The sequence below is a fragment of the Peribacillus sp. SIMBA_075 genome (assembly GCF_046534585.1).
This window is the reverse complement of record NZ_JAWRYN010000002.1, coordinates 213,713-235,652: the sequence shown is the minus strand read 5'-3', so window position 1 is coordinate 235,652 and position 21,940 is coordinate 213,713. Positions and strand designations below refer to the sequence as shown.

Here is a 21,940-nt window from a genome sequence, read left to right as displayed (position 1 = left end):
TTATTTTTCTCCTAACAAGTCGGCATCGATCAGTAGCGGTTTTTTTGTCATGAATCCTTCCGCATAGGCGACACCCACTTCTTTTCCGAACATCCGCTCCCGTGCCTCCACAGTCTCGATATAGCCATTCACTAGCGGGGTTTCAACAGTTACATCACTTTTTTCGAATTGGCTGCCATATGCTCTAAGGCTATCCAGCTTTTTCGTTATTGAAGAAGTGATGTCCACTACGAAGTCCGGTTTGTGAAAACCATTTATCATATAATAGTACATATTTTGGACACGATGAGAATCAAGTCCATTTTCTTCCATATATTTTTTGACTCCTGCCGAAAAAACTGCTTCTTCCACTAATTTGGCACAGTTTCCATGATCGGGATGGCGATCTTCCAAAAAAGGTGCAAAAACAAGTGCAGGTTTATATTTACGGATCACCTTAATGATTTGATCTATGTACTCCGCTTTCATATATAAACCCCGGTCAGGTAAATCAAGGGAAATCCTCTTCGCCCCAAGGATTTCTGCAGCATTTCGTGCTTCCTCTTGCCGTAATGGAACGGTTCCATTGGATGACATTTCAGCTTTTGTCAAATCACAAATGACAATTTCCCTGCCTTGTTGCACATATTTAGCAATCGTGCCTCCCATACCAATTTCAACATCATCCGCATGTGCGCCGAAAGCCAGGATATCTATATTACTTTTGTTTATCATTTATCTCACCTTGTTTTTTCCGTAGTTTAAGCCAATCCATATACCCATGTTTCAAACCTTGTATCAGTACTTCTGCCGTGCCCATATTGGTCGCTAAGGGAATTTCATAGACATCGGAAAGGCGTATAAGCGCTGATACATCAGGTTCATGTGGCTGTGATGTCAATGGGTCGCGGAAAAATAGGATCATATCCATTTCTCCGCGTGCAATCATTGCACCTATTTCCTGATCTCCACCAAGAGGTCCCGAATGAAAGCGATGGACAGGCAGTGATACTTCTTCCATAATTCGTTTTCCGGTCGTACCTGTTGCAAATAATTCATGCTGCTCGAATACAGCTTTATAAGCTGTTACAAATTGAATGATATCTTCCTTTTTCTTATCATGGGCAATTAAGGCAATCCTCATCGTATATCTCCCATCCCTATTCGATAATATTTTCCAGGCCGTATACAAGAATATCCAATTTCATGACGGTATCGACGGCGAGTTTGACCCCTGACATGAAGGATGCCCGATTAAAGGAATCATGCCGAATCGTCAATAGCTCTCCATCACTACCGAAAAGCACCTGTTGATGAGCAACCAGTCCCGGAAGCCGTACACTATGGATATGCATGCCATCTACATTTGCCCCTCTTGCCCCCTGAATGGTTTCTTTTTCATCAGGGTGCCCCTGTTGTTTCATTTCACGTACAGCAGCAATCATATCTGCCGTTTTGGAAGCAGTCCCCGAAGGTGCATCCAGTTTTTGATCATGATGCATTTCTATGATTTCCACATCCGGGAAATACTTTGCAGCCATTTGTGAAAACTTCATCATCAAAATGGCTCCAATTGCAAAGTTTGGTGCGATGATGCAACCGATGCCCTTTTCTTTTGTTAAAGAATCCAGCTTCGCTAAATCTTCCTTTGTAAAACCTGTCGTTCCCACTACAGGCCGGATGCCATGGTTAAGTGCCATTTCGGTATGAAACATCCCCACTTCAGGTGTGGTTAAATCAATCAATACGTCAGCTTTTACAGAAGAAAAACATTCATTTATATCCGAATAAACAGGTGCTTCAATACCTTGAAAACCTTCTATTGTGGAGAGGCTTACCCCGTTATGCTTACGATCTATGACAGCTGCCAATTCAAATCCTTCTGTCCTATGTACAAGCTTCACCGCTTCATTTCCCATTCTGCCACGAGGACCAGCCACGATCACTTTTACTTTACTCATCTTTACCTTCACCCTCCATTTTCTCTTCTTTTTTTGTCCATCTATCTTTATCACGGGTTGTAAACTTATGCATGACCTTATCATGTGAGCTTTGAAGGTCAATCCCTAAAGAATTGGCAAAACAAATTAAAACAAAAAGCATGTCCCCCAATTCCGCTTCTACGGTATTCTCTTCCTCAGTTGCTTTCTTTGGTTTTTCGCCATGATAATGATTGACTTCCCTGGCCAATTCCCCAAGTTCTTCAGACATCCGTGCGAGCATGGCCAGCGGGCTGAAATATCCTTCTTTGAACTGTCCTATGTATTGGTCGACTTCCGCTTGCATTTGTTGGATCGTCTTGTGATTTTCCATATAGTCACCCATTCTTGATTTTCGTTTTCACACATTATACCTTCTCCATGTTAGCTAAAAGTGAAACATATGACAACAGATACGTTCGAGAATCAAAATTGCTCATAGTTGGTTAATTAGTTATAATTAGTAAATTGATGATATGCAAACCTTTGGAGGTATGGACATGCTTTTGGGCTTAAAATTGAAAAATACTATATTCATCCTTTTTGGGGCTGGAATCTTCGCCTTTGGACTTGTGCACTTTAACATGCAGAACCATTTGGCCGAAGGCGGATTCACCGGTCTCACCTTGATTATATATCAACTTATTGGGATAAATCCTTCTTATTCTAATTTGGTTTTGAATATTCCCTTATTTGCAATAGGCTGGAAATATTTAGGTCGCACATCTTTCTTTTATACGCTTATCGGAACGGTTGGCCTCTCCGTTTGGTTATGGGTTTTCGAGAAATATCAAATCGAAATCAATCTCGGAAACGATTTGATGCTGGTGGCATTGTTTGCCGGGGTATTTGTTGGTGTCGGGTTGGGCATCATCTTTCGTTATGGGGGGACTACAGGCGGTGTAGATATCATTGCCCGTTTTGCCCACCGGTACTTGGGAATTGGCATGGGACGGACCATGTTCATCTTTGATGCCGTCGTTATCGGCCTGTCCATCCTTACCTACCTGGATTACCGGCAAGCGATGTATACCCTCGTTGCCGTATTTATAGGTGCTAGAGTAATCGACTTTATGCAAGAAGGAGCTTATGCCGCTAGAGGTGCCATGATCATTAGTGAGAAAAACAAGGAAATTGCAGAAAAAATCATGAATGATATGGAGCGGGGCGTAACAGTATTAAGGGGATATGGGTCCTTTACACGCAATGACCGGGAAGTGCTCTATTGTGTTGTTGGGAAAAATGAGCTTGTCCGCTTAAAAAATGCCATAACATCGGTGGACCCCCATGCATTCGTATCTGTAAGTGAAGTGCATGACGTATTAGGTGAGGGCTTTACCCTTGATGAGAATAAGAACCCGATTGAAAGATAATCGATTGGCAGAGGCATTACCGAATTGAATGTAATCCTTTTGAATTTTTCCCCGAATACTGAAATTTATAAGCAGTGTACAACAAATATTTTTATAGGCTTTTAAAAACGCATATTAATTTAAAAAAGGGCGCCATAATGATGGCGTCCTCCTTCTAAATTAATCCTCTTCTCTCATTCCTGAATACATAAGCAGAAGACGAACTAATTCCAGTACGGCAACTAGAGCGGCAGCAACATAAGTCATCGCAGCTGCACTTAATACTTTTTTCGTTTCCCGTTCTTCGTCATTACGGATAACTCCTACAGAAACGAGTTGATCCATTGCCCGAGAGGAAGCATTGAACTCCACTGGCAGAGTGATTACTTGAAATAATACTGCTGCTGCCATAAATACGATACCTGCTATTAGTAAGCCTGGAATTCTGGCTAACACCCCGATTAAAATTAAGATCCAAGATATATTGGAACCGAAGTTAGCGACAGGCACTAAAGCATGACGGAAACGTAAGAATGCATATGCTTCTTTATCTTGAATCGCATGTCCCACTTCATGGGCTGCAACAGCTACGCCTGCAACTGAATGGCCGTGATAGTTATCCGTTGATAAACGCACCGTTTTATCCCTTGGATCATAATGGTCCGATAGCATACCAGGTGTCTCTTCGACCCTGACATTGAACAGTCCATTTTGATCCAAAATGGCCCGTGCCGTCTCAGCACCATTCATACCAGAAGAAGCCTGTACTTTTGAATATTTTTTATACGTGCTTTTCACTTTCATTTGTGCATAAATCGGGATTAAAATGATAATCGCCAAATAAATGAAATACATGGTATCCTCCTATAACTATTATTACTCTTAATTCTATGGAATGAAGGCACCCCTGTCAAATATAGTGTTCTCTTCCCATGTCTTTTTAATCATTATGTCCTTTCCTTGGCTTTTCCCTATCACCTTTATATTTTCTCCAGCCTACATAAGAAAGCGTCATGATAATGATGCTGCCTGTTGATATGATGACCCACCAAAGGGAAGGGTCGGCATCATCTTCTCCCATATCATCAAAAATGGAGGTTAGTTCGTTTTGTAACGCATCAAGTTCCTTTTGACTTTCTTCATCTCTGATCACTTCCGGGCGGTATTGGTTGATGTATTGAATTCTCGTGTCCAGTTGCTGCATCGTTTCTTTAGAAAGGTCGACTTTCAAGCTTGGATATATCATTTCATATTGTGAAAGGAATAAGTTCAATTGGCTATTGAATGTAATTGTGTCTTGATTGATTGCGGCATTCTTTGTCTGCTGGAAAGAATTCATCATTTGATCCTCCATCTCTGTCCAAAGGGGCTGATGGGTAGACTTTACCGCATCGACAACAAGCCGGAACTTTGTGACAGAATTAATCTTTTCGGAGTCTCCCTTATTCATATCCTTTATTGTCATCAACGCCTCGTTATGAGCTACAGTGATAATTCGAAGTTCGTCCATGTCAAGTATCTGCTCTTTCGCTGTCTCTTTTAAAAACCGATCAGAAAAAAACGTCAGCATCTTTTCCGAATCTCCATATCGCTTCAACTTGGTCATTTCCAAGGCTCTATCGGAAATGTTATCTAATTGCTCCAAACTTGAAGAGGATTCTGCATAGACAGGGAAATGTAAGACGACAAATAAAACAGCAATGGTTAATATGAATTTTTTCAACATGCTACTCGTCCCTCCTCATATCTCTACTAAAACGATATGAAAGAAAAAACATGAGTAGACCTCGTTCAACATAAAAAAGTTAACCCCGCTTTTACAAAGCTATACGCGGGGTTAACTTTTTAATGGATGAAGGATAGGGTGAACCGCTTTTTTCTATACCCAAAGTACCAGCCGACAAAAATGGAAAGTATGCTGAGCCAGAATGTAAAATAACCAATCGAATTCATATATACCAATAGATCACGGTATATAGGCATCATTTCAAAAACATAATCGATTATGTCATTATGTATGGTCCAAATCCCTGCCACTATCAAATGCCATGGTTTTATTCGATAAAATGGTGCATATAATATCCCTTGAATCGCCATCCCCAAATGAGAAGCCATTAGCATATAGCCTTCCCATGGCAATGATCCTGTTGTCACCAAGGTCAGTAAATTCATAACGACTGCCCATATACCATATTTGAAAAGTGTTATTATCGCCAACGCTTCCATAAGTCCAAAATTTCTTTTTAATAGGAACGCCAATAATACAAATACAAAAAATAGGCTAGCTGTCGGGCTGTCCGGTACAAATGCCAAAAAAATGGCCGGAGTATTTTCCAATTGACTGCCGTACCAATAATATCCAAAAGCGGTTCCAAATATATTTATTACTAATAACAAAACGAGCATTTGCCGATTCGCAAGCCAGCTGTAGATAACATTCATTCTTTAACCCTCTCTTACATTCTTATGTACACTCATTTTACAGGTCATCAACTTGAAAACCAAGCTTCATTTCAAATTATTTTCTTTTACGCTTCAATTTACCAATAAAAAAGCCGACAACCGTAGTCGTCAGCTTTTCATTTGCAGCATATGAAAGAAAATGCTGTTGATGGTTATATTATTTTGCTGATAATCCAGATACAAATTCAGCTAATGTTGCCAATTCCTCATCTGTACCTTTGAACATGCCAGCTGGCATGGCACCCTGTCCTTTGACAGCGATTTTAGAGATTTCTTCTGGCTTTAATCCAGTGTCAATTAAGCTTGGCGCTCCAGCTCCACCAGTTAATTCTGCTCCATGACAACTAATGCAGCCATTTTTATCCATCAATTTATACCCATCGCTCTCTTTATCAATGTCTGCACCTTCCACGATTGCCCCTTGCTTCTTAGAAGCTTCCCAATCGTGATGGGCTGCGGACTCCCATGTTAAATAGAATACCCCTGCCATTGCCAATAGCATGAAGCCTACAGCAAAAGGACGTTTCGCGGGGCTCCGGTCTGGGCCACGGTCTAAAAAAGGTGCCAAGAGCAATGCCCCGAAAGCCAAACCAGGTATTACCATTGACCCTATTGCATTATAAGGTCCTGAAGCATAAGTATACTTAAGTAATTGGTAAAGGAAAAGGAAATACCAGTCCGGCAGCGGAACATAAGCTGTATCCGTAGGGTCTGCTATCCTTTCCAATGGTGACGGATGTGCGATTGTCAGGCATAGATAACCTACAAGAAATACAGCTCCGACCATCCATTCTTTTAAAAGGAAATTAGGCCAAAATGCTTCAGTTTTCCCAGGATACTCTGAATAATCTTTCGGAATATTCGGTTTACGGTCCGCGGAGATACGCGAGTCACCTACGAATTTCATACCTTTCCCACGATGCATTGAACAATTCCCCTCCTTTATGAAAAGGTTTTTTTGGATCTTGGTTCATAATTCTTTTATAGTGGACCTGAAATACCTTGTTTTCGGATCATTAGGAAATGAGCCGCTAGTAAAGCAAATAATGCTGCAGGCAGGAAGAATACATGAATTGCAAAGAATCGTGTTAAAGTCTGTGCTCCAACAATGGTTGGATCTCCTGCTATCAATGTCTTTAGTGCCGGTCCCATTAACGGTACCGATTCGACGATTGTCAAAGTAACTTTCGTTGCGAATAGCGCTTTCATATCCCATGGCAATAAATAACCGGTCAATCCTAATGCCAGCATGATGAAGAAAATCAATACGCCGACCATCCAGTTCAATTCGCGCGGTTTTTTGTATGCTCCCTGGAAGAAGACACGAAGAGTATGTAAAAACATCATAACAATAACTAGACTTGCTCCCCAGTGATGCATACCACGGACAATTTGACCGAAGGCAACTTCATTTTGTAAATAATAAACGGATTCCCAAGCGTTTTTAATGTCCGGGACATAGTACATCGTCAAGAACATTCCTGACAAGATTTGGATGACCGTAATAAAGAAAGTTAACCCGCCAAAACAATATACGAATGCAGAAAAATGATGTGCGGGGTTAACATGTTCAGGAACCTCATGGTCAGCAATATCCCGCCATAATGGCGTAATATCTAAACGCTCGTCCACCCAGTCATATAACTTTGTTAGCAATGTTTACGCCTCCCCATGCGGTTTTAGTTGACCCAAATAAAGAATTCCATCTTTTTCTTTCGTGGCATAGACATCCAATGGTTTAACCGGCGGTGTCCCTTTCACGTTCACTCCATCTTTCGTATACCTGCCATAATGGCAAGGACAGAAAAATTGATTCGGATTAGACTTATCCGTATTCCACGCTACCGTACAGCCTAAATGCTTACAGATTGGAGATAAAGCAACGATAGTACCATCATCCATTTTGTAAACCCAAGCTGTATTTGTTTCTTCAGACTCGTACCACCCATCGACCTGCTTAAAAGTAAAGTCGACACGGGTCGGTTCGGTAGTCAGTTCACTTACCTTCTGTTTAGTTGCAATATAATCCCCGCCTTTATCTGCTGATAATACAGGATCAATTGCAAACCTAACCATAGGCATCAACATACCGGCCGCCATAAATCCACCAACGCCAGTAAGTGTGTAATTAAGGAATTGACGTCGTGAAACATTATGCTTGCTCATGCGTTTTCCCCCCCTCTATTACTATACTGAGAGCCCAAAGGACCAATAAATAGCAACACTATAAAACTAGGACATTTCCATGATATCTCAATAATTTACCAAGGTCAATATTTGTAAAACCCAAAAGGTGGCAACTATGTGTCAAATAATGCGAAAAATCCTACTTTTTTTCATTTTTCCAATTATAAGTGAAAACATCAAGGATTTGGAGAACCTGCTGGTTAATCATTTCCCTTGCTTGTTCAGTTTCAAGACTCTCCAGGGGGATGGCAGGAATCCATACTAAATTATTTTCCAATTCCCTCTCTTCCTTTTTCCACTCAAAATCTGAAGTTAGGAAAAAAATATGCTTGAAATCTTTTTCTTTCACTTCCTTGGCCCAACGATTTAACCGCTCTACCTTATCCATTTCATCACTTAAATAATGGAATGTTGGCAATAAAAGAATTCTCCCTTTCATCTGCTTTTCAATTTCCAAGCTTAAAATGGTAAGAAATTCATTCATTGAGCCCGTTTGCTTCATTTGCCCCCCAAAAGATAAGGGAACCAAAGGAATTAAAACGGTATCCACATACTCTTTTGACTGTATATACATGTCAAGATCTTTTGCTGTCCATTTCATGTTTTTTCTTCACTCCCGATTTTTCAAATCAACTCCTTATCATTTTACCATTATTTTTATAACATCTTTACCATATACCCATAGTCTTTACAAAAATGTTGATTTTATCTATCTTTTATAAAAAATAAAAACCTTTCCTGATTACGGAAAGGTCATTTTATTTCATCCAAGTACTTTTAATTGATTCAATTGCTCTGTTAAGTTTTTAAATGCTTGTTCATCATGCTTATCAAGTGCTTCATCGATTTCCTTAAGCAGGCGGTCCCTCTGAAAATACAACATGCTTCTTTCTAAAAATTGTTCAGCTAGCAGCTGATCCTTTTCGTTCGCTGCCGTAGATTTCGGCATGAAGGGATTGCTTTCCAGTACCGCTGCATATTGATAGGAAGAGTAAGATGATTTAAAGTTGAGCTGAATATAAATATCTTCATCCCGATTTAAGCGGATATCGTGAAAAGATTTCTCTGCATCGGTCGTCATGATATTAGACTTATAGAACCTGAAAGGGACCTCATCCACACAATGTGTCGACATTATTAGTCCACGTGGGCAATATTGGGCATTTTCTACAAAATGAACCTTTTTCATTAGTTGATCATGACTCATTAAGTAATTCAATATCCACACGCATTCTCTTCGTTTCAGTTGATAATGATTTAAAAACCACCGAATAAAATCCTTCTTCTCATTCACAGAAACAGGGGCAGCCACCATGAATTCCCTCCTCTGTCTAGATTTAGTTTTATTTCCCTTATCTACATTCCATCTGTACTTTCACCTAGCCGCTCCAAAATCATCACATACTCATCATTCGCTGGGTTTATCTCAAGCAGCTTATTAAATATTTCTCTAGATGTGGCTCTGTCTCCTTCTTCAATTAAAAAGAAACCATAGTCTTCCAGGAAATCTTGATTGTCCTTGAATGAATTATATGCTTTATGATAGCTGGTTAATGACTCTTTAAATTGTTCGGTGTGTTGATAAGATACAGCAGCGATCCATTCAAACTGCGGATCATCCTCTCCATATCTCCTAACTTCACCAATACACTCCAATACATCTTCATACCTTTCGTGATGCATATACAATTTCAAGAGGGTGAGTGCAGCTTCCAAATAACCTGGATCTATGGCAAGAGCTTCTTTAAATAGATTTTCCGCCTCTTCTTCAAGTCCGCTTTTCAAGGCTATCTTTCCGCCGAAGAAGTAAAGTTCCTTATTGAATTCATCAGCCTTGATTCCTTCTTTGACCACTTTCAAGGCATTTTCCAAATCTTCAAGATGTTCATAACTCTTTGCCAGATATAAATATAGGGAATGGTATTCATGATCCATTTCTTTCAGTTCTGTAAACTTACGAACGGCTGTCTCGTAAAGGCCTGCCTGAAATGCTGTAAATGCATATTCAAATAGGGTATTGATTTCAAGTCCCTCATTTAAGGCCTTTTCAAAGTGCGGAAGGGCCTCCTCGAACTTTCCGGAGCTGCTTAATGCTTCAGCAAGTCTCTGATTGACATTGACTCCTGCGATTTCTTGTTCCTGTTCCAAAACCCTTATGTAATTTGCAATGGCTTCCTGATCCCTTCCTTGATGAAAGTACAGTTCACCTAGCGCAAAATCAATGATGACTTCATCTGGAAGTATTTCCTTGGCCTGAAGCAATTTTCGTTCACTGACCTCATCCATCCCCTGTAATTGATAAAGGTCCGCTTCTAAAAGTAAAGCACTTGGATATACTTCATCATCTACACTCACTTTTTCAAGCATTAGCATCGCTTCATCTTCCTGGTCCATGTCAATCAGGATTTCCGCCAACGAAACAATCAATTCTCCTTCATCAGGATAAAGTTCCAATAGATGTTCAAATAGATCCTTTGCCTCCTCCACAAAACCAAGCTGGAGCATTTCCTCGGCCAGCATCAATATGTCCTCTGCTGACTCTGATGATTTAATTCGATTTATATGTTTAAGAGCTTCAGTTAATTCCCCTTTTTTTAAATGCTGTACAACTTGTTCCACTGTGTTCATTGTTGATTCCTTCCTTTTGCATGATAGACTTGGTTTCTAGTCATACACACTCACGCCATAATGTCATCTTCTCTGCCATAAAGAACCAAATCCCCTTGTAATCGTGAGATGCATAGTAAACAGTATTCATTAGTTTACCATACTGTAGCCCTGTATTCCATTGATGAAGTCCCCTCCATTCTCATTAAAAAAAGGTTACTAGTTAATTCTCCATTCTACGGTCAATCTCCTTTTTGATCAGGGATCCCTTTTTCATAATTTTCTTGAATAATAGAGGCATAAAAGCCCGTATGTTAGCGCTTTCAACATTTTCAAGCAAGTAAAAAAAAGTTTACAAACCAAATAAGGTTTGTAAACTTTTTATATATTTACTTTATCAATTGTGTCAAATGCCCAAAAAATTGTGGGTATGATACATCTATGGCATCAGGGTCAGCAAGTTCCACTTCCCCATCCGTTATTAAAGCCGCGACAGCGAGCATCATCCCGATACGATGATCTCCATGACTTGTAACCTTGCCCCCATTGAGGGCTTTACGTCCATTGATAATCAATCCGTCTGCTGTCGGAGTTATATCTGCCCCCAGGATGGAAAGCTCATTTGCGACCGTATCAATTCTATTGGTCTCTTTCACTTTAAGTTCTGCTGCATCCTTGATTGTCGTTATCCCTTCAGCCTGTGTTGCCAGAAGTGCAATTACCGGTATTTCATCGATGAGACGGGGAATCAGTTCACCGCTGATGGTGGTTCCTTGTAAGCGGGAGCTTCTGACAGTGATATCTCCTGCAGGTTCACCTTCACTCGTCTTCTTCTCTATCGTAATATCTGCCCCCATCGATTTCATGACTTCGATGATTCCAGTCCTTGTCGAATTAAGGCCCACATTCTTTAACACTACTTCACTATTTTCCGTAATCGCTGCAGCCACCATGAAGAAAGCCGCTGAAGAAATATCACCCGGCACATGGATGGTGGTTCCTTTGAAGACTTGATTTCCGCTTACTTTGATCGTTTGACCGTCCTTTTCGATTTTCCCGCCAAACTCTTGGATCATTCGTTCAGTATGGTCACGGGTCTCTTCTGGTTCGATAATGACCGTTTCTCCTTCAGCCTGTAAGCCTGCCAAGATTATTGCTGATTTGACCTGCGCACTTGCCACAGGCAATTCATAGCGAAACCCTTGTAACTTGCCTCCTCTTATGAAGAGCGGGGTATATTCGGCTCCTTTACGGCCATCAATGACCGCTCCCATCTGACGAAGAGGGTTTACTACCCGTGTCATAGGACGTTTGGCTATCGATTCGTCCCCTGCCAGCACGGCCGAAAAATCCTGCCCTGCCAAAATCCCCATCATTAACCTTATTGTGGTACCAGAATTTCCGACATCCAGCACTTCTTCCGGTTCCTTTAATCCATTAAAACCTTTGCCTTCAATTCTGACGTGCTGGCCTTCTTGTTCAATATGGACTCCAAGCTGCTTAAAACAGGAAATCGTACTTAAACAATCGGCTCCTGGAAGAAAATTAGTAACTGTCGTTTCCCCCTCGGCAAGGGCTCCGAACATTACCGAACGATGGGAGATGGACTTGTCTCCCGGTATGGCAATCGAACCACGTAATGATTGGATGTTCGTTTGTAATTTTTTTGTATTCATACAACCATCCTTCCTTATTATATTATGCCAGGATCGTTTCATAATCTGTATGTCTTGAGATACAATCTGCGGCTTTTATGCGATCTACATCCGTTTGGAAGCTGATGACCAGCACACCATATATCTCTTCCCTTGTTTCTATGATCCTTATGTTTGTAATGCTGATACCTTCTTGTGCCAAATATCCGGTAATCTCAGAAATTATTCCGGCATAATCCGGTATATCGATATATAAATCATAAAACGCTGGTATGGCGCCTTTCGCATCGGTTGGTAAATCATCCCTGAAAATCTTGGCATCAGTAAAGAATCGAAGGATTTCTTCACTATCTTCATTTGCTACCAACCCTTTTATATGCTCCATTTCATTCAGCCAATCATTCATTAATTCAAGTAAAACATCGCGGTTATGTAACAAAATGTCACGCCACATTTCCGGACTGCTTGAAGCAATTCTTGTAATATCCCGAAAGCCACCAGCTGCAAGCCTTGAAATCAACTTATTTTCCTTACTATAATTTTCTGCCTGCTTGACCAGCCCTGATGCGACAATATGCGGAAAATGACTGATGACTCCAGTCAGCTTATCATGTGTAGCAGGGGTGACAACCAAAAAGTTCGCTCTTGTCCCTTGTAACCACTCTTTCAATTGCTCAACTTTTTCTTCGTCAATTGAATCTCCAGGAGTTAGCAAATAAAACGCATGTTCAAATAAATGCAGTTTGGCTGCCCCGGCGCCGCTTTTATGTGAACCAGCCATAGGGTGCCCCCCAATGAAGGCCACCCCTTTATCTATCAATGGTTTTGCTGCCTTAACCACTGTATCCTTCGTACTTCCTGCATCCGATATGATGACATTACTTTTTAAATCCATATTAGCTAATTGAGCTAAAATCTTGACGGTTTCATTGACAGGCACAGCAAGTAGAATCAAATCAGCTTCACATGCTCCCGCTTCCAGAGATGATACAGAATCATCAATGATCCCCAATAGCATCGATAGTTGAATATTCTTTTCACTTAGGTCCGTACCAACAATCACGGCTTCAGGATGTGCATGGCGTATGGCCATGGCCAATGATCCGCCAATTAGACCTAGACCTATTACAAAAACCTTTCCCTTCACTCTTCTCTCCCCCGCATCTTTTATGCTCCTCTAGGTTTGATAAAAACGTTAAAGCAGCGAATCAGAAGGTGCCTCAACTTCATTCAAGAAAGTTTTAATAGCGTTAATCATTCCTTCATTTTCTTCAGTAGATCCAATCGTTACCCTTAGGCTGTTAGGAAAGCCGAAGGATTTCCCCGATCTTGCAATGTATCCGCGCTCAAGCAAATATTGAAACACCACATCGGCATCCTGTTTAAAATGGATAAAGATAAAATTACCTTGTGACGGGTAATAAGCTAAATTTTCCATATTGCAAAATTCATAGTACCGCTTGAGCCCTTTTTGATTTTCTTCCTTGCATTTTTCAATGAAAGCTTGATCTTCCAAAGCGACGATAGCAATATTCTGTGCGAATGTGTTGACATTGAATGGTTCCCGGGATGGATCTAGTTTCTGAATAATATCCTCATCTGCCAAACCGTACCCTACCCTAAAACTTGCAAGCCCATAAATTTTTGAAAATGTACGAAGTATGATCAAGTTTTTAAATTTATTAATCCATTGATTCGTTCTCGGGTAATCCTCAGCCGTTGCATATTCACAATAAGCTTCATCCAGAACGATAAGAACATCTTCCGGCACTTTTTCGATGAACGATAATAAGTCCTGTTCCGAAATGTATTTACCAGTAGGATTATTGGGTGTACAAAGCCAGACAACAGCCGTTTTTTCATCTATAACTTTTAGCATTCCTTCTAGATTATGAGCTCCGTCTATATGAGGAACTTCCCTTATTTCCGCACCTTCTAGCGTGGCATTATGGCGATACTGCGAAAATGTGCCTGTTGCCATGACCGTATTCTTTCCAGCTCCCAATAGGCTTCTGGAAATGATTTGAATGTTCTCATCAGATCCATTCCCAAAAATAAGCTGAGTTTCTTTCACACCTGTATGTTTTGCAACAGCTTCCCTAAGCATCGTTGCATATCCATCCGGATAGATGGCAAAAGAATGGGTTGAATTCCTAACGGATTCCTTGACCTTTTCAGAACAGCCAAAAGGATTTTCATTTGAAGCCAATTTCGTTATTTTTTCCAGCCCGTATAATTTTTTCACTTCATCAGTGGATTTTCCCGGTTGATAAGACTTCAAGGATAGGACCGCTTCATTCCATTTCATGTCAATCACCTCTATATTTTTTCACTTAAAGTAAGAAAGTGTTAGAATCGTATTCATATTCATATATTAAAATCATCTTATATTTATCTTTTTTGTTTTAAATCTGGTCGTAATACGGTAGCCCCTGCCTGGTATACATGCTGTATTTCTTTTTGAGATTTCGCCGTATTTACATGGATCATTACCCGGATGCAAAATGGCAAGGAATTGCTCACCGGTATTTCTTTCATGCATGTGACCGGTACATAGGTCCAGCCTTCGAATTTCCTCAAGGCTTTGGCAGGGAAGACAGAACGAATCTCATCCGTAGCAGAAAAAAATACAGAAGCCACCATATCGGGGTCAATCTCGTTGACCTGAATGATTTCTGCCATCAACTTTTCGACAGCGGCAATCACTTCCATTTCTGAGTCTTTTTCTACTGTTGTGGCACCCCTTATTCCTCTTATCACACATAGTTCCCCCTTATCCTGAACCCTATATCATATCAACCATTTCCTCTATCAGCTCAGAGTCGGCTATATCCATTAATAGTGGTGAACCCACTTGCTTTAGCAAGACAAAGGTAGCTGCATCATTGACTGACTTTTTGTCTGTTTTCATTAAATTAAGTAAAATTGCACTTTCCAGTCGGGTTGGAATTGTAACTTGATAACCTAAAGAAGATACCCAATTAATAAACTCCTCTAGTTTAAAATCGAGATCCTCTTTCTTTTTGCTTAATTTAAGAGCATATATCATCCCGATTAAAATGGATTCCCCATGCGTAAAGTTTCCATATCCCATTGAACCTTCCACTGCATGTCCAAGCGTATGACCAAAATTCAAAAAGGCACGAATGCCGTTTTCCTTCTCATCCTCTTCGACAATTTTAGCTTTAATGCCAATCCCTTTTGTAATCATTGTTAGGAATTGCTCATCCGTTATATCATTCAAATCCATAATATTCGACTTTAACCATAGATAAAACTCATTATCGGCTATCAAGGAATGTTTAATGACTTCAGCAAAACCTGACCTTAATTCTTTAAGAGGCAGGGTTTTTAAAAATTCAAGATCATATATGACCGCTTCAGGTTGATGAAAGGCACCAATCATATTTTTTCCTAGTGGGTGATTGATGGCAACCTTGCCGCCCACCGCACTATCGTGAGCGAGCAAAGTCGTCGGAACCTGTATAAATGGAATCCCTCTCATAAAAGTAGCCGCAACAAATCCAGCCAAGTCGCCGACTGCACCACCACCAAGGGCGATAATCAGCGACTTTCGATTAATCTGTTGTGATAAGCAGTAACTTTGGCATTCATAAAACACATCGAATGTTTTAGCATGCTCCCCCTCTGGCACAACATGATGCAGGACCGGTTTCCCCGTCTTGATCAGGGTGTTTTTCACGGTTTGCAAATGCAATTCCGCCACTTTCTCATCAGTTATGATCAGAATCTTGTTTAAATGATTTAATTCCTGTGTTATTAATTCGGGTAATTCATTTATCGCCTTCTTGCCAATTAAAACCGGATATTGCTTGGAAGCCGTTTTTATTTGGATGGATTCCATGATTTAAAACCCCTTTACTTCTTTCCGATATGATCTAATGTATTCCGCTAATTGCTCATAACGATCTGAAGGGAATTGCTCAACGATCGCAGCCGCCAGTTCCCATGCCACTACTGCCTCAGCAACCACTGCTGCGGCGGGAACTGCACAACTATCAGAACGTTCGACACTTGCTTCGAACACTTCCTTCGTATCAATATCAACACTTTTCAAAGGTTTATATAAAGTAGGGATCGGCTTCATTACACCGCGCACAACTATCGGCATTCCAGTAGTCATACCGCCTTCAAAACCGCCAAGGCGATTGGTTTTCCGGTAATACCCCTGTTCTTCATCCCATGCGATCTCATCATGGACATCACTGCCGAATCGATGGGCCGCTTCAAACCCAAGACCAATTTCTACCCCTTTAAATGCATTGATGCTCATTATCGCAGCGGCAAGTTTTGCATCAAGCTTACGGTCATAATGCACATAACTTCCTACACCCACCGGCATTCCTTCTACAATGACTTCAACGATGCCGCCGATGGAATCCCCTTTTTGTTTCGCTTCATCAATTGCGTCCTTCATCTGCTGCTCTACGTTTTTATCAAAACATCTAACAGATGATTCTTCTGTCACCTGCTGCAATTGCTGAATCGTTTCGTACTTTAGCGGTTCTGCCTTCACTCCACCAATTTCCAAAACATGTGATGCCACTTCTATCCCCAATAAAGACAAAAGCTTTTTAGCGACAGCCCCTGCTGCTACCCTTACGGTCGTTTCACGGGCTGAAGACCGTTCCAAAACATTTCTTAAATCGCGGTGCCCGTACTTAATCCCACCGTTCAAATCAGCATGACCAGGGCGAGGCCGGGTGATTTTACGTTTGATTTCTTCAGCTTCTTCCTCTGAAAGCCCTTCACTTCCCATGATCTTCGTCCAATGCTTCCAGTCGTCGTTCTCTACCACTAAAGCCACTGGTGATCCTAGTGTGTAGCCGTGTCTGATTCCCGAAGATATAAAAGCTTGATCTTTCTCGATCTGCATCCTTCGTCCACGCCCATGCCCTTTTTGCCGGCGTCCTAATTCTTGATTTATATCCTCAGTCGTAATCGGCATTCCTGCCGGTAATCCCTCAATAATAGTAGTAAGTTGCGGACCATGCGATTCTCCCGCTGTTAAATATCTCATCTTCCAGCCCCCTTTTAGCACTTTAAAGTGTATATGTATCAATATACCACAATTTTATGAGTTGTGGGTATATGTAAAACGTAAAAACTATATTGTTTGAATTTTATCACTTTTCGTTCCATTTTACATGTTCACCAACATTTTCGATATAGTTTAATCTTTCCGATCCATGGGTCCTACGTTTGCCTGATTCCATGGCAAACGAAAAGGGACTGAATGCGCATGCAGGTTCAGCCCCTTTTAACAAGTATTTACTTTTTCTTATAAAAAAATGTGTCGACCGTTTCAAATTGATATTTTCCAGGAGTGAATATTTGCTCAGTACTTCCTACAAAGAATATCCCGCCGTTTTTTAGAGACGCACTGAATTTTTCATATAATAAACTTTTGGCTTCTTCAGTGAAATAAATTAAAACATTGCGGCAAACGACTAAATCGAACCCCCGATCGAACCGATCCGCAAGAAGATTTTGCTTTTTAAATGTCACTCTCTTCTTGATTTCATCATTGACACGATAAAAACTTCCTTCTTTTTCAAAGTATTTCCTTTTTATTTCTTCCGGCACTTCAGTTAAGGACCGTTCAGGATAAATCCCCAATACCGCACGCGCCAATACATTTTCATCCAAATCCGTCGCCAAGATCTCTATCTGGCTAAGTGGAACTAGATTGGATAATATCATTGCAATGGTATATGGTTCCTCACCCGTTGAACAGGCCGCACTCCAAATTTTCAACTTTTTTTTGCTTCCTAATAGCCCAGGAAGGATTTTCCGCTCTAGCACTTCCCATCTTTTCGGATTTCTATAAAATTCGGAAACATTGATTGTCATTCTATCCAAAAACTCATTTAAAACTCCGGGACAGGTTTGAATGTCTTTATAGTATTTACGAAATGAATGATAACCTCTTTTTTCATATAGAGATGTTAGTCGCCTTTTCATTTGGCCTTCCTTATATGATGCCAAATCAATGCCTGTCAACATTTTGATATTACGAATGAACTCTTCATATTCTTGAGGCATTCCTACGACTCCCCTGTACATAATTATTTTAAGTGGTTCTTCTCTTTATATATCGGAGAGTGCCATATTTTCTTTAAACTAATAATATTCCCTTACGATTGCAGCTCTAAAATAAAGGCTGTTTTCACATACTTTGTTGCTATTTATCAGGTAGTGAGTTGTGGTTGATTTCCCCTTCAGATGCTCGCTTTCCGCTCCAATCAACCTTAAATAGTTTCGTTTTAAAAACAACAATCTTTACGAAAAGAGCCAAAATAAAAAAAAGCAATTCAAAAAAAGCGGATTCCATCGCATAATGTCGATGGAACCCGCTTTTTATATAATGATCGTATTAATTAATAAACCCACTCGTTAACAAGTTTTGAATACTCAACAAGCTCTTCTTCTTTGAAGAATAAACCAATTTCACGTACAGCACTTTCAGCTGAATCAGATCCGTGAATGATGTTTTTGCCAACAGTTACGGCAAAATCACCACGAATTGTTGCTGCTGCTGCATCTTTAGGGTTAGTAGCACCCATCATTTGACGTGCAGTAGCGATTACATTTTCACCTTCCCAAACCATTGCGAAGACAGGACCTGAAGTAATGAAGTCCACTAATTCGCCAAAGAAAGGACGTTCTTTGTGCTCGCCGTAATGTTGCTCAGCCAATTCCTGGGAAATGACCATTAATTTTGCTCCTGCAAGAAGGAAGCCTTTCTTTTCAAAACGGGAAACGATTTCACCGATTAAATTGCGTTGAACGCCGTCAGGCTTTACCATTAAAAATGTTCTTTCCATGAATGTCACTCCTAATATGTATCATTGTTATTTGCCTTTATAAGGCAATCCTTTTAGAATATTACCATTGTTTGATAAGTTTCGCAACTCCTAGTATCAAAACTTTCTTTTTCCGATATTTTTTGCGATATCGGATAAAGTTTTTCTGGCTTTAATAGCAGGAAGACCTTTCAACTCAGTAAAAGCCTTTTCTAAATACATATCACTGATTCTCGCTGCCTGTTCAATGGCCCCGGAAGATTTTATCGCATTGATTATATGCGACATTTCGTCTTTTGGCGTATCTTCCCGAACTGTTTCGATAAGTTTTTTCAACTTTGGATCTTCCATTGCAATCAAAACGGGTAAAGTGATATTCCCTTGAATCAAATCACTTCCGGCTGGTTTCCCAAGCTCTTCTTCCGAAGCCGTAAAATCCAATATATCATCTGTGATTTGATAAGACATACCGACATAATATCCGAATTTAAATAGCTTTTGGTGAACTTTCTCTTCAACCCCCGCTGAAATTGCTCCCAACTGGCAGCTGGATGCAATCAGTAATGCCGTTTTTCGTTTGATCCTTCTAAGGTATATCCGCCAATTCTGTTCGAAATTGTATTTATCTTTTATTTGTTCAATTTCCCCAAGACATAGTTCAACCATAGTATCAGCGAGAATTTGATGCGCAAGAGGAGACTCGATCACCGCCATCATTTCCAGTGCACGAGCAAAAATGAAGTCGCCTGTATACATGGCGACACGATTATCCCATTTTGATTTAATGGTCGCAGATCCCCTGCGTAAATCCGCATCATCCACAACATCATCATGTACAAGGGAAGCCGTATGAATCAGTTCCAATGTCGCTGCAACATGCTTTACGACATGGATATCATAACTGCCAAACTTCGCACCCAATAGGACGAATACCGGACGGATCCGCTTTCCACCGGATTGCAGTAAATGCAGGGAAGCTTCCCTTAAAACAGTGGAATCCGCTTCAATTGCGGCTTCTAGTTCTTTTTCTATTAATTGCAAATCTGCATTCAAAAATGAATACATCATTTTAAATTTCATACATTCCACCCAGCTTTGTCCATTGCTATTATGCTTATTTTGAAGGCTTGTACCCGAAATGTGTTGCTGCAACACCGCCGAAATGTGCCTTGTAACTGACATTTTCCATTCCAGCCTGCTTGAACATGCTTTCAAGCTTTTTCATGCCTGGGAAATCTCGAGCTGACTCCTGCAACCATGAATATTCGCTATAGCTTTTTGCGAATAATTTGCCGAACATGGGCATGATGAAACGGAAATAAAAATAATAGCCCTGTTTAAAACCAAGCATAGTCGGCTGTGAAGTATCCAGGCAAACGACCATTCCACCCGGCTTGGCTACCCGGTTTAACTCTTTAAGCACTTGCATGTAATCAGGGACATTCCGCAGCCCGAAACCGATCGTGACATAATCAAAGCTATTGTCCTCAAAAGGCAGTTCCATTGCATTCCCATGCCTTAGGGACACTTGATCTAAATTGAGTTCATTCACCTTTTGTTCGCCGATTTTCAGCATGTTCTTACTAAAATCCAAACCAACAACCTTTCCTTCTGGTCCTACTTCGTTAGCAAGGGCAATGGTCCAGTCCGCTGTTCCACAGCATACATCAAGTGCATGGGCGCCTTTTGGGACATTCATGATGGCCATTGTAGCCTTCCGCCATTTAAGATGCTGTTTAAAGCTGATGAGGGAATTCATCTTGTCATAGTTTCCATAGATCTTTTCAAAGACATGATGAACTTTTTGCTCTTTAGACTGCTCCATGACTCACCCTTCTTTCACATATGAATTTGCGATACTCTCTGTTTGCTCCAAGATGACATTCACTCTTTCCTGAAGTTCATCACCCAATTTAGACAGCTTCCGCATCGAGCACTGTACGGATTGCCTGGCATCCCTTAGGCACTTGTCGAATTGGGTCCGTACCCGTTCTTCTTTTTCTGACATCAGCATGGTTCCACTAATCGAGTCATCAAAAGGCATTTCCCTTAGGACATCAAAAACTATCGATTGACCCGACTTCAGATAACTCCTCTTCTCGGCAAGCAACCGATTCAAAAGCAGCAGATCTTCCGATATGTCTATCCAGTCAGGCTGATTATAGTAATCCGCCAGTTTATGAATCAGCGAAGCCTCGATCGCTTTTATCGTCTTTAAAAGCGTTGGCACATCATTAATGGACCCTTGTTGATAAAGGATGATTTTATTATCATTTATTTTTTTTATCGCGCTTGAAAGGATACGGATCATATCAACATTACCTACACTGGCAAGCCCTTGATAGTATAAGCCACTATAGTAATCGCCAGCAAGCACTTGTAGTTGGCGATTTTTCAAAACCTCAGGCAACTCGGCTCCTTCACCAGAATTCGATACGATTTCATGGGTATCCAGAGCTATTTGCACTAACATTGTTGAAATGATGTATTGATTCCGTTTTTCGCTTAAAACGTCCAAATCGCTAAACAATCCCCAAAGCAATAACAGTTTATCTTCATCTAAGCTTGGCTTTTGTATATATTTCAATAAATATGGATGTTGAGCTTTCGTTTCTATTAATCGTTTTAATTGCCTTATGTCGTCCGTTATGTTTAACAATTGAGATCACCCTTGCATCCCCGAAAGATAATTTTTTTCATACATATTGGTTTCTGTCCGTGTAAAATACACATTATTATACCATAAAAACAACCAGATGAAATGGACAACGTTTATAAAAAGAAACTTCCAAAACTAAGGAAACCATCGTCTTTTGTTCTTCAAAAAAATGGATGCGGGAAATTTACAGCTTGTTAAACGCGATATCAGATGATTGATTTAATATTTAACC

At 40.5% G+C, this 21,940-nt stretch carries 25 protein-coding genes; 1 reads left to right on the top strand and 24 read right to left on the bottom strand.

From position 1 onward, the window contains the following. From bshB1 to SB775_RS02905, 4 genes are read right to left on the bottom strand one after another with little or no spacing between them, the layout of a single operon-like run. Positions 1-714, bottom strand: a complete 714-nt coding sequence (bshB1, locus tag SB775_RS02920) for a bacillithiol biosynthesis deacetylase BshB1 (protein WP_089363162.1) — start codon at positions 712-714, stop codon at positions 1-3. Beyond that, positions 698-1,123, bottom strand: a complete 426-nt coding sequence (locus SB775_RS02915; RefSeq protein ID WP_061463858.1) for a methylglyoxal synthase — start codon at positions 1,121-1,123, stop codon at positions 698-700. Before SB775_RS02915 ends, bshB1 begins: the two co-directional genes overlap by 17 nt. 16 nt (positions 1,124-1,139) lie before the next feature. After that, positions 1,140-1,940, bottom strand: coding sequence for a 4-hydroxy-tetrahydrodipicolinate reductase (dapB, locus tag SB775_RS02910; protein ID WP_089363161.1), 801 nt, complete (start codon positions 1,938-1,940; stop codon positions 1,140-1,142). Beyond that, complete coding sequence (locus SB775_RS02905; protein ID WP_061466131.1) at positions 1,933-2,292, bottom strand: nucleotide pyrophosphohydrolase; 360 nt, start codon at positions 2,290-2,292, stop codon at positions 1,933-1,935. Before SB775_RS02905 ends, dapB begins: the two co-directional genes overlap by 8 nt. A 166-nt stretch (positions 2,293-2,458) precedes the next feature. Between SB775_RS02905 and SB775_RS02900 the strand changes: the two genes are divergently transcribed. Beyond that, on the top strand, positions 2,459-3,331 hold the full coding sequence (locus tag SB775_RS02900) for a YitT family protein (protein WP_410860454.1): 873 nt from the start codon (positions 2,459-2,461) through the stop codon (positions 3,329-3,331). 159 nt (positions 3,332-3,490) lie between these two features. Here the strand turns inward: SB775_RS02900 and SB775_RS02895 are convergent, their stop codons facing one another. The 20 genes from SB775_RS02895 to SB775_RS02800 form a co-directional block, all read right to left on the bottom strand. Further along, positions 3,491-4,165 (bottom strand): zinc metallopeptidase, encoded by a 675-nt coding sequence (locus SB775_RS02895; protein WP_061463861.1) that lies wholly within the window; start codon positions 4,163-4,165, stop codon positions 3,491-3,493. An 85-nt stretch (positions 4,166-4,250) separates the two neighbouring features. Next, entirely contained in the window at positions 4,251-5,036 is a 786-nt protein-coding gene (ypjB, locus tag SB775_RS02890; RefSeq protein ID WP_089363160.1) for a sporulation protein YpjB, read from the bottom strand. A gap of 119 nt (positions 5,037-5,155) precedes the next feature. Further along, positions 5,156-5,752, bottom strand: coding sequence for a lipoprotein heptaprenylglyceryl N-acetyltransferase LhaT (gene lhaT, locus SB775_RS02885; RefSeq protein ID WP_089363159.1), 597 nt, complete (start codon positions 5,750-5,752; stop codon positions 5,156-5,158). Between the two features lie 178 nt (positions 5,753-5,930). Further along, the gene (locus tag SB775_RS02880; RefSeq protein ID WP_125162223.1) at positions 5,931-6,698 is read right to left on the bottom strand and encodes a menaquinol-cytochrome c reductase cytochrome b/c subunit; all 768 of its coding nucleotides are present in this window, start codon (positions 6,696-6,698) and stop codon (positions 5,931-5,933) included. 56 nt (positions 6,699-6,754) lie between these two features. Further along, the gene (gene qcrB, locus SB775_RS02875) at positions 6,755-7,429 is read right to left on the bottom strand and encodes a menaquinol-cytochrome c reductase cytochrome b subunit (protein WP_034307974.1); all 675 of its coding nucleotides are present in this window, start codon (positions 7,427-7,429) and stop codon (positions 6,755-6,757) included. A 3-nt stretch (positions 7,430-7,432) separates the two neighbouring features. Next, positions 7,433-7,939, bottom strand: a complete 507-nt coding sequence (locus tag SB775_RS02870) for a QcrA and Rieske domain-containing protein (RefSeq protein ID WP_061463865.1) — start codon at positions 7,937-7,939, stop codon at positions 7,433-7,435. A 160-nt stretch (positions 7,940-8,099) separates the two neighbouring features. Continuing rightward, entirely contained in the window at positions 8,100-8,561 is a 462-nt protein-coding gene (locus SB775_RS02865; RefSeq protein WP_061463866.1) for a YpiF family protein, read from the bottom strand. A gap of 162 nt (positions 8,562-8,723) precedes the next feature. Next, complete coding sequence (locus SB775_RS02860; protein ID WP_061463867.1) at positions 8,724-9,275, bottom strand: ReoY family proteolytic degradation factor; 552 nt, start codon at positions 9,273-9,275, stop codon at positions 8,724-8,726. A gap of 41 nt (positions 9,276-9,316) precedes the next feature. Beyond that, positions 9,317-10,588, bottom strand: a complete 1,272-nt coding sequence (locus SB775_RS02855) for a tetratricopeptide repeat protein (protein ID WP_061463868.1) — start codon at positions 10,586-10,588, stop codon at positions 9,317-9,319. A gap of 368 nt (positions 10,589-10,956) precedes the next feature. Beyond that, positions 10,957-12,243: a 3-phosphoshikimate 1-carboxyvinyltransferase gene (aroA, locus tag SB775_RS02850; RefSeq protein WP_089363158.1), complete on the bottom strand. Its 1,287-nt coding sequence runs from the start codon at positions 12,241-12,243 to the stop codon at positions 10,957-10,959. Between the two features lie 22 nt (positions 12,244-12,265). Continuing rightward, positions 12,266-13,369, bottom strand: coding sequence for a prephenate dehydrogenase (locus SB775_RS02845; RefSeq protein ID WP_284470317.1), 1,104 nt, complete (start codon positions 13,367-13,369; stop codon positions 12,266-12,268). Positions 13,370-13,417: 48 nt separating this feature from the next. Continuing rightward, positions 13,418-14,530, bottom strand: coding sequence for a histidinol-phosphate transaminase (gene hisC / locus SB775_RS02840; protein ID WP_410860453.1), 1,113 nt, complete (start codon positions 14,528-14,530; stop codon positions 13,418-13,420). A gap of 83 nt (positions 14,531-14,613) precedes the next feature. Continuing rightward, entirely contained in the window at positions 14,614-14,982 is a 369-nt protein-coding gene (aroH, locus tag SB775_RS02835) for a chorismate mutase (protein WP_061463872.1), read from the bottom strand. Positions 14,983-15,007: 25 nt separating this feature from the next. After that, positions 15,008-16,087 (bottom strand): 3-dehydroquinate synthase, encoded by a 1,080-nt coding sequence (aroB, locus tag SB775_RS02830; protein ID WP_410860451.1) that lies wholly within the window; start codon positions 16,085-16,087, stop codon positions 15,008-15,010. Between the two features lie 3 nt (positions 16,088-16,090). After that, positions 16,091-17,263: a chorismate synthase gene (gene aroC / locus SB775_RS02825; RefSeq protein ID WP_377384129.1), complete on the bottom strand. Its 1,173-nt coding sequence runs from the start codon at positions 17,261-17,263 to the stop codon at positions 16,091-16,093. 251 nt (positions 17,264-17,514) lie between these two features. Next, entirely contained in the window at positions 17,515-18,288 is a 774-nt protein-coding gene (locus tag SB775_RS02820) for a CheR family methyltransferase (RefSeq protein WP_410860450.1), read from the bottom strand. 335 nt (positions 18,289-18,623) lie between these two features. After that, complete coding sequence (gene ndk / locus SB775_RS02815) at positions 18,624-19,070, bottom strand: nucleoside-diphosphate kinase (RefSeq protein ID WP_034308008.1); 447 nt, start codon at positions 19,068-19,070, stop codon at positions 18,624-18,626. Between the two features lie 96 nt (positions 19,071-19,166). Beyond that, a complete protein-coding gene (hepT, locus tag SB775_RS02810; protein WP_061463876.1) occupies positions 19,167-20,129 on the bottom strand; it encodes a heptaprenyl diphosphate synthase component II in 963 nt (320 codons plus the stop codon). A gap of 34 nt (positions 20,130-20,163) precedes the next feature. Then, entirely contained in the window at positions 20,164-20,874 is a 711-nt protein-coding gene (locus SB775_RS02805; protein WP_061463877.1) for a demethylmenaquinone methyltransferase, read from the bottom strand. Between the two features lie 3 nt (positions 20,875-20,877). Beyond that, positions 20,878-21,708 (bottom strand): heptaprenyl diphosphate synthase component 1, encoded by an 831-nt coding sequence (locus SB775_RS02800; RefSeq protein WP_410860448.1) that lies wholly within the window; start codon positions 21,706-21,708, stop codon positions 20,878-20,880. Positions 21,709-21,940 lie beyond the last annotated feature (232 nt).

Bases quoted from the DNA above. Each gene is read 5' to 3' on its own strand.
- bshB1 (WP_089363162.1), bottom strand. From the start codon at position 714: ATGATAAACAAAAGTAATATAGATATCCTGGCTTTCGGCGCACATGCG.
- SB775_RS02915 (WP_061463858.1), bottom strand. From the start codon at position 1,123: ATGAGGATTGCCTTAATTGCCCATGATAAGAAAAAGGAAGATATCATT.
- dapB (WP_089363161.1), bottom strand. From the start codon at position 1,940: ATGAGTAAAGTAAAAGTGATCGTGGCTGGTCCTCGTGGCAGAATGGGA.
- SB775_RS02905 (WP_061466131.1), bottom strand. From the start codon at position 2,292: ATGGAAAATCACAAGACGATCCAACAAATGCAAGCGGAAGTCGACCAA.
- SB775_RS02900 (WP_410860454.1), top strand. From the start codon at position 2,459: ATGCTTTTGGGCTTAAAATTGAAAAATACTATATTCATCCTTTTTGGG.
- SB775_RS02895 (WP_061463861.1), bottom strand. From the start codon at position 4,165: ATGTATTTCATTTATTTGGCGATTATCATTTTAATCCCGATTTATGCA.
- ypjB (WP_089363160.1), bottom strand. From the start codon at position 5,036: ATGTTGAAAAAATTCATATTAACCATTGCTGTTTTATTTGTCGTCTTA.
- lhaT (WP_089363159.1), bottom strand. From the start codon at position 5,752: ATGAATGTTATCTACAGCTGGCTTGCGAATCGGCAAATGCTCGTTTTG.
- SB775_RS02880 (WP_125162223.1), bottom strand. From the start codon at position 6,698: ATGCATCGTGGGAAAGGTATGAAATTCGTAGGTGACTCGCGTATCTCC.
- SB775_RS02870 (WP_061463865.1), bottom strand. From the start codon at position 7,939: ATGAGCAAGCATAATGTTTCACGACGTCAATTCCTTAATTACACACTT.
- SB775_RS02865 (WP_061463866.1), bottom strand. From the start codon at position 8,561: ATGAAATGGACAGCAAAAGATCTTGACATGTATATACAGTCAAAAGAG.
- SB775_RS02860 (WP_061463867.1), bottom strand. From the start codon at position 9,275: ATGGTGGCTGCCCCTGTTTCTGTGAATGAGAAGAAGGATTTTATTCGG.
- SB775_RS02855 (WP_061463868.1), bottom strand. From the start codon at position 10,588: ATGAACACAGTGGAACAAGTTGTACAGCATTTAAAAAAAGGGGAATTA.
- aroA (WP_089363158.1), bottom strand. From the start codon at position 12,243: ATGAATACAAAAAAATTACAAACGAACATCCAATCATTACGTGGTTCG.
- hisC (WP_410860453.1), bottom strand. From the start codon at position 14,530: ATGAAATGGAATGAAGCGGTCCTATCCTTGAAGTCTTATCAACCGGGA.
- aroB (WP_410860451.1), bottom strand. From the start codon at position 16,087: ATGGAATCCATCCAAATAAAAACGGCTTCCAAGCAATATCCGGTTTTA.
- aroC (WP_377384129.1), bottom strand. From the start codon at position 17,263: ATGAGATATTTAACAGCGGGAGAATCGCATGGTCCGCAACTTACTACT.
- SB775_RS02820 (WP_410860450.1), bottom strand. From the start codon at position 18,288: ATGCCTCAAGAATATGAAGAGTTCATTCGTAATATCAAAATGTTGACA.
- ndk (WP_034308008.1), bottom strand. From the start codon at position 19,070: ATGGAAAGAACATTTTTAATGGTAAAGCCTGACGGCGTTCAACGCAAT.
- hepT (WP_061463876.1), bottom strand. From the start codon at position 20,129: ATGAAATTTAAAATGATGTATTCATTTTTGAATGCAGATTTGCAATTA.
- SB775_RS02805 (WP_061463877.1), bottom strand. From the start codon at position 20,874: ATGGAGCAGTCTAAAGAGCAAAAAGTTCATCATGTCTTTGAAAAGATC.